The 6,438-nt window shown below is 53.1% G+C and carries 4 protein-coding genes; 3 read left to right on the top strand and 1 reads right to left on the bottom strand.

Features of this window, described 5'->3' with window-relative positions:
* The first annotated feature begins 205 nt into the window (after positions 1-205).
* Positions 206-1,114, top strand: a complete 909-nt coding sequence (locus tag A8O25_RS19065; protein ID WP_066838398.1) for a flavin reductase family protein — start codon at positions 206-208, stop codon at positions 1,112-1,114.
* Positions 1,115-1,154: 40 nt separating this feature from the next.
* Complete coding sequence (locus tag A8O25_RS19060; protein ID WP_066838383.1) at positions 1,155-2,039, top strand: patatin-like phospholipase family protein; 885 nt, start codon at positions 1,155-1,157, stop codon at positions 2,037-2,039.
* A gap of 61 nt (positions 2,040-2,100) precedes the next feature.
* Here A8O25_RS19060 and A8O25_RS19055 read toward each other — a convergent pair whose 3' ends face one another.
* Complete coding sequence (locus tag A8O25_RS19055; protein WP_153042834.1) at positions 2,101-5,157, bottom strand: PAS domain-containing sensor histidine kinase; 3,057 nt, start codon at positions 5,155-5,157, stop codon at positions 2,101-2,103.
* A gap of 414 nt (positions 5,158-5,571) precedes the next feature.
* On the opposite strand from A8O25_RS19055, the gene A8O25_RS19050 reads away from it, so the two are divergent.
* Positions 5,572-6,387, top strand: a complete 816-nt coding sequence (locus A8O25_RS19050; RefSeq protein ID WP_066838378.1) for a TIGR04290 family methyltransferase — start codon at positions 5,572-5,574, stop codon at positions 6,385-6,387.
* Positions 6,388-6,438 lie beyond the last annotated feature (51 nt).

Below are 6,438 nucleotides of genomic sequence, written 5' to 3'. Positions count from 1 at the left end.
TTCCGTTTTCGGCCTGTTTTCGCCAAAACAGGCCGAAAACAGAAAACTCTAAACTTTTATTCCGCACCAAATAAATTTTAGACCAGCTATGCGTATAGGCACAAGCGGACGCTTGCGCCATCTCAAAACCATGAAAAGCCGGGAAAAACCAGTTCCCACTCTCACCATCTTCCTATTTTCAAATCTGCTCATCCAAATTAGACCCGTGAAAACGTTCAACCCCAAAGAAATACCCACCGCCGAATTTCACAGCCTTATGTTGGGAACCATTGCGCCGCGGCCTATTGCGTTTGCCAGCACGGTAGATAAAGAAGGGAATGTGAACCTGAGCCCGTTTAGCTTTTTCAACTGCTTCGGGTCTAACCCGCCGGTGCTTATCTTCTCCCCCGCCCGCCGCGTGCGGGACAATACCGGTAAACACACCCTGGAGAACGTGCTGGAGACCGGTGAGGTGGTGATTAACATTGGCAACTACGCCATGGTAGAGCAAATGTCATTGGCCAGCACCGAGTATGATAAAGGCGTAAACGAATTTGTGAAGGCGGGCCTCACGCCAGTGGCTTCCACGTTAGTGGCCCCGCCGCGCGTGGCCGAAGCCCCGGCTGCTTTTGAGTGCAAGGTACTGGAGGTAAAACCCATTGGCCACCAGGGCGGCTCGGCCAATCTGGTGATTTGCGAGGCGCTGCTGCTGCACGTGCAGGACGAGGTTTTCGGCGGAGACGGAAAAACCATTGACCCGTTCAAGTTAGATGCGGTGGCCCGCCTGGGCGGCGACTGGTACCTGCGCGCCAACGGCGACAGCCTGTTTGAGCTGCCAAAACCCGTGCGCAACAAAGGGATTGGCATTGATCAGCTTCCGGCGCACATCAGAAACAGTACCGTGCTCACGGGTAACAACCTCGCCCGGTTGGGCAATACAGAGGCCATTCCTTCTCAGGAGGAGGTGCAGGCGTTTGCGCAGGACCCTATGTACCGCTACCTGGCACAGAAATATGCGGACAATCGTATTGAAATGGAGAAACAGATGCACCTGCTGGCGCAGCGGCTGCTGGCGGAAGGGCGCGTGCCGGAAGCCTGGAAGGTGTTGCTGGTCAACTCTCCCCTGCACCGGTAAACCAAACCTTCCTTAGCAAGAAGATAACAGGAATACGAAGATGAAAAACGTACGGCTGGTGCTGGGCAGCGGCGGGGCCCGGGGTATGGCCCATATTGGCATCATTGAAGAACTGGAGAAAGAGGGTTTCTGCATCAAAGAAGTGATAGGCAGCTCTATGGGCGCCGTGGTAGGCGGCATTTACTGCGCCGGGTACCTGCGGCAGTTTCGGGATTGGCTGCTTACCCTGGACAAGGTGGGGGTGTTCCAGCTGCTGGACTTCACCTTATCTGGTGAAGGGTTTGTAAAAGGGGAGCGCGTCTTCAGAACCATTGAGAAACTTATTGGGGAGCACCAGATTGAACAGTTCAAGGTCCCGTTCACGGCCGTGGCCGTAGATGTCCTGAACCAGGAGGAAGTGCATTACAAAACGGGCAGCCTCTTTAAAGCGCTCAGGGCCTCCATTGCCATTCCCACGCTGTTCACGCCCGCCTATGAAGAGGGCAGGCAGCTGGTAGACGGCGGCGTCCTGAACCCGCTGCCGGTGAACCTGGTGACGAGAGAACCCGGCGACTGGGTGGTGGCCGTGAACCTCAACGGAAACCCGCCCTGCCCCCCAGCCCCCACGGTATTCGCCGAAACCGCCAACCAGGAGAAAGCCGCCTACTTGAAGATGCTGTCAGCGTGGTGGGAGCAAAGTCCGGCGCAGGTTCCCCCTAAAAAAGTGGCGCACTTAGGATTGTTTGATTTGCTCACCAAGTCGCTGGACATGATGCAGGACAAAATGGCCGACCTCATGATACACCTGCACCAGCCTGAACTGGTCATTACCATTCCGCGGGAAACCTGCGGCATCTTTGAGTTTTACCGTGCCGAAGAACTGATTGACAAAGGCCGGCAGGCTTTCTGGGAGGCTTACACCGCCCAGCAGCAAAGTGCCGGGTAAGTTTTCTGTTTTTGCCTGTTTTTGGGAAAACAGGCCGAAAACAGAACGTACCAAACTAAGTTTACCGCTTCAGGTAGACCTCAAAGGTGCTCCCCTCCTGCACCTTGCTTTGCACAGTGACTTTCCCGCCTAAAGCTTCTGCCTGGGTCTTGACCAGGAACAGCCCCACTCCCCTACCTTCAATATGGCTGTGGAACCGGTTATAGAGCCCGAAGAGCTTTTTCCCCTGCTTTTCCACATCAACCCCAAGGCCGTTGTCTTTGACCGTAAGCACCACATAGTCCCCCTGCAGGCGGGTGCTTATCTCAATGAGCGTCTCCTGGCCGGGTTGCCGGTATTTAATGGCGTTGGTAATCAGGTTATGCAGAATGCTGTACAGATAGCTCCCCACCGTGTAAATAGAGGGCGCCTCCTGGAAATTCATTTGCAGCTTTACCCGGTGCCTGGCCAACTCTAACTGCAACGGCTCCAGTACTTTTTCTACCTTCTCCCTAAAATTGATAGATTCCTTGATGCCGCCAATACTCCCCCTGATGGAAAGGATCTGGTTCAGGTCCCGGATAACCGTATCCAGGTTTTGGGCAGCGGTCCGCATTTTTTCGTTGATGGCCGCTCTGGTTTGCTCCGTCAGATTTGGGTGTTGGAACATCTCTGTCAGCCCCATGATGTTAGCCACCGGGGCCCGGAGGTTATGCGACACAATGTGCGTGAACTGCTGGAGGGCGTTGTTTCTGCCTTGCAGTTCCTCAATCAAATTCTCGCGCTCAATCTCGTAGCGTTTGCGGGTAGAGATATCCTGCATAGAGCCTATGACCCTGATGGACCGGTGGTTTTTGTCGCGCAGGATCCTGGCGTGGTCTGCCACCTGACTTATTTGGCCATCGGCTTTCCGGAACCGGTATTCGGCTTGCCAATGGAAAACGTCTGGGCTCTCCAGGGCCAGATTAAAAGATGCCGTAATTTTCTCCCTGTCCTCAGGATGCAGGTTTTCTACCCAGACACTCTCAGAATTTTTTAGGGTTGCCCTGTTAAAGCCGAAGATCTTCTCAAAGCCTTCTCCCCAGTAAACCTTTTTGTACACCCGGTCAATATCATAAATGGCCTCACTGGTGGCAGATGCGGCCAGGTCATAGCGTTCATTGCTCAACTTCAGCTCAGCCTCTGTGAGTTTGTTTTCAATGATCAGCTGCAGCAGGTCCCGTGCTTTCTCAATGGCGTTCAGCTCTTCAGCAGACGGCTCCCGCACCTGGCGGTGGTAAATGGCAAACGTACCCAGCACCCGGTGGTTGTAGCCGAAAATAGGCAAGGACCAGCAGGATTTAAGGCCGTTCTGCAGCGCCGCCTCCCGGTAATCTACCCAGAGCGGGTCCTGCTCCAGGTCACTCACAATCACTCTTTCCTTCTGGTACGCCGCGGTACCGCAGGAACCTACCGTGGGGCCAATCTTCACCCCTTCTATGGCATCTAAATAAGCTTTAGGCAAACTGGGCGAGGCCAGGTTAAACAGCTGCCCATTCTCCAGGTACAGCACACTGGTCAGCATGTCTGCCCTCTGCTCTTCAAGCCCCACCAGATAATGGTTCACCACCTCTTCCAGGGTACTTCCGGCGGTGGCATTCAGTTCCAGTACCCGTTTGCCTAATGCCTCCTGCTCTTCTATCTGCTTCTGACTGGTAATGTCGTTCAGGTACACAGACAACCCTTCTTCTGAGGGGTAAGCTTTCACCGCCAGCCAGACTTTCAGGGACTGGTGGTACAATTCATAGCAGATGGCTTCGCCAGATTTTATGGCTTTGTAAAACTCAGGGAAACTTTGCCCCAGCACTTCTTTGGGAAAGTAAGACCAGAAGCTCTTTCCTATGATTTCTTCACTCTTTACCTGCACAAGCCGTTCAAACTCGCTGTTGGCGTAGGTAAAGCACCAGTTTTCGTCTAAGGCAAAAAAAGCGTCTGTAATACTCTCCAGAATGATTTTTTGCCGGGCCGCCTGCCTCTGAATGGTTTCATAGGCCCTCACAATGGGGGTGATGTCTTTGGCAATACTGAACACCCCCTCTACCTTTCCGTCTACTAGTATGGGAAACTTAGTGATGTCCATAACCTTTGCGCCTTTACCTGAAAATGGGATTTCCAGGTCAAACCGAACGGTACTGCCCAGCAGCGCCTGCTCAAAGTACCGGCTACAGATATCTACCACACTGGCTGGCAAAAAGTCTGTAAAAGGCTGGTGGAGCATAGCAGAAGCCGGCAAGCCGGAAATGGCTAGCTGGGCCTGGTTCACATCTGTCACCAACCCGTTTACGTCTTCCAGCAAAATGGCATCTGGGTTGTTGTTGAACAGGCATTTGTATAACTGCTCGCTCTGCCTGAGCCGCTGCTGAGACAGTTTGCGCTCGGTTACATCCCGCGAGTTGACCACAAGCCCCTGCACCGCCGGGTTCAGCAGCTGGTTGCTTGCCATTGACTCCAGCCATTTCCACTCCCCGCTGGCGTTCCTGTACCTGAACTCAGAGGCGGTCACTATGTCTTTGCCCTGCAGCTCCACAAGTTTTTCCTGAATGGCCGGCGCATCACCGGGATGAATGAACTCCAGTACGTTTTTCCCGATCAGGTACTCTGCCGGGTAGCCCATTATTCTCACGTAGCTGCCCCCTACAAAAACGTAGTTCCCTTCCCGGTCTAAGACCACCATCATATCAGAGCTGTTCTCTACCAGCGCCTCAAAAAATGCTTCCTTTTCTTTTTCTTTTGCCTGGGCTTGCTTGAGCTGCGTGGCATCACGGGCCACACAGAACATGGTATTGTCTTCTTCAGACCAGTAAGCAGACCAGAATAAAGGAACCTCTTTGCCAGTCTTATGAAGGTAGCGGTTCTCAAAACCCGTAACATTGGCCCCTTTCAGAATAGTTTTGGCTATGGCTAACGTCTTTTCCCGGTCTTTAGGAACCACTAATTGCAGATACGAGGCACCAATTAATTCTTCCTGCCCATACCCCAATATACTTTTGCTGGCGTCACTCACCTGCACAAACTTTCCTTCTGCGTTGACTACACAGATCATGTCCAATGAATACCGCATCAGCTTCTCCAGGAGCCCCTCCCGGCTTACATTATTCATATCCAATTCATAATACCAACCTCACTATTATTTAATTTTCAGCTTACCAGAGTCAACTATATCAACTCCATGCGTTAGTCAGTATAAAATTAGTAAACAAACCTTTATCCCCGAATAATATTTTCCTTTAAAATGCAAATAATCATCCCTTAAACGCCTTTCCCGCCATACACCAGAATAATACAATCTATCCTGTTAACAGGCCGCAGTTCAGCAGATGCCCCTCCACAGCCTAGTATGGGGGCCGCATCCAGTTTCTGAGGCCACTCCTAACTGGTCTGCACCGTTTTTTAGGTTTAGTAAAAAGAGCTGTTCCCGGGTTCCCCAAAGAAGCAGGAAGAAGACACATATAACTTTTGCTATCCCTTTCTGCGTACAAGCGTTTGAACATTTCTCAACCTCAAACGCACCTTCATGAGCCTGACACAGGAAATTGCCAACCTTGGCCCCTGGTTCCATAACCTGCACCTACCAGACGGTACCCAAACCGCCCCCAACCATACCTTAGGAGATTTCCCGGCCTTTAAGTGGCAACAGATAGAAAGCTACCTCCCGAAGGACCTGAGCGGTTGGCGCGTCTTAGACGTGGGCTGCAACGCGGGTTTCTACACCATGGAGCTGGCCCGGCGCGGCGCCTCAGTACTGGGCATTGATGTTGACCCGCACTACCTGCGCCAGGCCCAGTGGGTGGCCCGGCAGTTTGGGTTGGAGGACCAGGTAGAGTTCAGGCAGATGCAGGTCTATGACGTGGCGCACCTGCAGGAGAAGTTTGACCTGATCTGGTACATGGGCGTGTTGTACCACCTGCGCTACCCGCTGCTTTCCCTGGACATCCTGTCCCAGAAAATGACGCGGTTGATGGTGTTTCAGACGTTGACCATGCCGGGCGAAGACGTGACCCCACTGCCCGAGGACATTGACTTTCACGGCCGTGACATTATGCTGGAGAACGGCTACCCCAAGATGGCGTTCATTGAGCACAAACTGGCCGGAGATGTCACCAACTGGTGGGCCCCCAACCACGCCTGCATTGAGGCCATGCTCCGCTCCTGCGGCCTCAAGGTCACCCAGAAACCAGGCCATGAGGTGTATCTCTGTGAGCCAGACGCCCACAGCCAGAGCAGCCACTTCGGGTGGAACAACTCAGAATTGCTTTCGGCCACCGGCCAGGCGTGGCAAGAGGCCGTGTCCGCCAAGGTAGGAGACAAGAACCGCACCCTTACCCAATAACCTACCAGTGCGGCAGTTGCGACTTTAGGCCCTGTACTTTCTTAACAAACA

Origin of the sequence: Rufibacter ruber (assembly GCF_001647275.1) — a bacterium.
Lineage (GTDB): Bacteria > Bacteroidota > Bacteroidia > Cytophagales > Hymenobacteraceae > Nibribacter > Nibribacter ruber_C.
This window is presented reverse-complemented; position numbering and strand designations above follow the sequence as displayed.

Excerpts from the sequence above, each read along its gene's own strand:
- A8O25_RS19055 (WP_153042834.1), bottom strand. The coding sequence starts at position 5,157 with ATGAATAATGTAAGCCGGGAGGGGCTCCTGGAGAAGCTGATGCGGTAT.
- A8O25_RS19050 (WP_066838378.1), top strand. The coding sequence starts at position 5,572 with ATGAGCCTGACACAGGAAATTGCCAACCTTGGCCCCTGGTTCCATAAC.
- A8O25_RS19060 (WP_066838383.1), top strand. The coding sequence starts at position 1,155 with ATGAAAAACGTACGGCTGGTGCTGGGCAGCGGCGGGGCCCGGGGTATG.